The 2550-nt window shown below is 66.7% G+C and carries 3 protein-coding genes and 1 pseudogene; 2 read left to right on the top strand and 2 right to left on the bottom strand.

Features of this window, described 5'->3' with window-relative positions; genetic code table 11:
- Nucleotides 1-281 (top strand): annotated as a pseudogene (locus ACRDUX_RS22170) (HNH endonuclease signature motif containing protein); the annotation flags it as partial.
- A 42-nt stretch (nt 282-323) separates the two neighbouring features.
- Here ACRDUX_RS22170 and ACRDUX_RS22175 read toward each other — a convergent pair.
- A complete protein-coding gene (locus ACRDUX_RS22175) occupies nt 324-1211 on the bottom strand; it encodes an SCO6745 family protein (RefSeq protein ID WP_526416544.1) in 888 nt (295 codons plus the stop codon).
- Nucleotides 1208-1921 (bottom strand): FadR/GntR family transcriptional regulator, encoded by a 714-nt coding sequence (locus ACRDUX_RS22180; RefSeq protein WP_526416546.1) that lies wholly within the window; start codon nt 1919-1921, stop codon nt 1208-1210. The genes ACRDUX_RS22175 and ACRDUX_RS22180 overlap by 4 nt, the downstream gene beginning before the upstream one ends.
- A 137-nt stretch (nt 1922-2058) precedes the next feature.
- Between ACRDUX_RS22180 and ACRDUX_RS22185 the strand changes: the two genes are divergently transcribed.
- The coding region (locus ACRDUX_RS22185; protein WP_526416548.1) for a gluconokinase at nt 2059-2550 on the top strand (492 nt) is incomplete at its 3' end.

Genomic DNA, 2550 nt, shown 5'->3' on the forward strand with positions numbered 1-2550 from the left:
CCACCACACCGGGCAGTCGGCTGCTGTTCCCCGAACTATGCCAACCCACCACGGCGGTCGTACCCGTCGACGTCCCCGCCCAGCCAGCGCACACCGCGGGGTTGAGGATGCCGCGCCGCAGAACTACCCGAGCACAAGACCGAGCCCGCCGCATCCAGGACGAACGCACACTCAACAAAGCGCTCATCGAAGCCGAAGCCCAACAAAGAGTCGTAGCCGAAGCCGCGGCCGAACAGGCAAGGGCTGCAGCCGAAGCCGCCGAACCGCCCCCACCGTTTTAGCGTCCAGGGCCATTGGACTGCTCGACGAACTGCAGGCCCCGCCTAGGCGAGGTGTGCGCCGTCGTCGTCGAGGTCGTCGCGGCGCAGGCCCATGGGCGTGGCGGCGGGGATGTCGCCGCCCGCGATCACCGCCCTGGTGATCGGTGTGAGCGTGCGGAACAGCAGTTCGAGTTCGTCGTCGTCGAGTGAATCGAATGCGTGCAGGGCCAACTCGTCGGTGGTGTCCTCGAGGCGTCCTTTGAACTCGCGACCCGAATCCGTCAGTGCGCCACCGTCATCGAGGATTCCTCGCCCGGCAAGTCGTTCCGAGCAGGAGCGCCATTCCTCGTCGTCGTACTGGCGGCTGCGCATGATGAATTCCCTGGGCACCCGGTCGGCGACCGAATGCAGCACGTTGCACTCCCGCCCACCGACGCCGTTGGCGACGAGGACGGCGACGTGGGCGTCACCTCGTTGTTCGCGCAGCAGGGTGGCCGCGTGCCAGAGCCGTGCGACGGGCTCGTCCGGCCATGACAGCGCGTGGTTCGCCGCGAACAGCGGACGTCCATCCCTCGATGCGCCGACGGCTGCCTTCGCCAACAGATCGGCCGCGGTGCGGGAGGCGTCGTCGTCGACGACGCCACATCGGCGAAGGGCGGCCACCGCGGAGGCCTCCCTGGCACGCAGCAGGTCGGAGGGGCTCGCGAGGTCCCATGCTGCGGGCAGCGCCCGCGCGACGTGCGACGGGGAGAAGTTGTAGAACATGGCGGTGACGACGTTCACGGGCGCCGGACCCAGCGGGGCCGAACGCGCCGCGAAGTATCCCATCCAGAATCCGCGGAGACCGACTCCGTCGAACGCGGTGCGGGCCTCCGGTGCGAAGTAGGTCAGTGCGTGCACCGGTTCGAAGCGGTCGAACAACCTGCGTGCCGTCGCTGGTCCTCTGCTCACTTCGGCTCCTCCGACGAACTCACCTCGGTCATGGCCTCGTCGATGATCGCACGCATCGCGTGTTCGGCCGCGTCCTCGTCGCGCATCCGGATCGCCCGCGCAACCTCGTCGTGCAGCGCGATGGCAACCGGATTCGGGGTCTCCGGCATCATGCCGTGATGGGTTCGTCCGGTCAGGACCTCGGCGACGACGCCGTTGAGGGCGCGGAACATCTCGTTCCCGCTGGCCTCCAGTAGCGTTCGGTGAAAGACCTTGTCCGCCAACAAGTATGACTCCAGGTCGCCCGAACGCCCGTGCATCACCATGTCCGACACGGCGGCGGCCATGATGCGGCACTGGTGTGGATCGGCTCGCCGCGCGGCAAGTGCGGCCGCGGTTGGCTCGAATCCGAGGCGCAACTCGGACAGTGAAACCAACTGGGCGGCGCGGTCGCCGGATTCGATGCGCCATCGAATCACTCTGGGGTCGAACACATTCCATCGATCCTGGGGTTGGATGGTGATGCCGACGCGGCGGCGGGATGCGACGAGGCCCATCGATTCGAGAACTCGGACGGCTTCCCGCGCCACGCTGCGTGACACGCCGTACTGCGCGCCGACTCCCTCGAGGTTGATGATCCCGCCCGAGGGCAGCGTGCCGGACACGATCTCGGCCCCGAGCGCCGTCAGCACGTTGTCGTGCAGGGCACTGACGTTTGGCGGCGGAACCACGCGACACATCTTGTCATAGCGTTTGCTGACTGGTGTAAGAACTGATCTTTGCCCCAACTGGTTGCAATAATCAGATCATTAGTGCACGCTGTGTGATGCCAACCACAACTGGGTACAACGGATCGGGAGGTGGAGCAGTGCCGTCACCAATCGTGGTCATGGGTGTTTCCGGCTCGGGTAAGTCCACCGTCGGCGCAGCGCTCGCCCAACGCCTCCGCGTGCCGTTCGCCGACGCGGACGACTTCCACCCGGAGGCGAACATCGCGAAGATGACCGCAGGCCACGCGCTCGATGACGACGACAGGCGACCGTGGCTGGACTCGATCGGGGAGTGGCTGGCAGCTCATCCCGACGGTGGGGTGATGAGCTGCTCGGCACTCAAGCACGCCTACCGCGACCAACTTCGCCGGCACTGCCAGGACGTTCAGTTCCTGCACCTAGCTGGGACGCCCGAGGTGATCGGTCGCCGACAGGCCAGCAGGCCGGGGCACTTCATGCCGCCATCGCTTCTGGCGTCGCAGTTCGAGACCCTCGAGCCGCTGTCTGCCGAGGAGCGCGGCGTCGACATCGACGTCGATCAGGACATCGATTCCATCGTGGAGAACTATCTCGCCCGCACCGGACAGGAG

The sequence above is a fragment of the Mycobacterium sp. genome, assembly GCF_050701675.1.
Taxonomy (GTDB): Bacteria; Actinomycetota; Actinomycetes; order Mycobacteriales; family Mycobacteriaceae; genus Mycobacterium.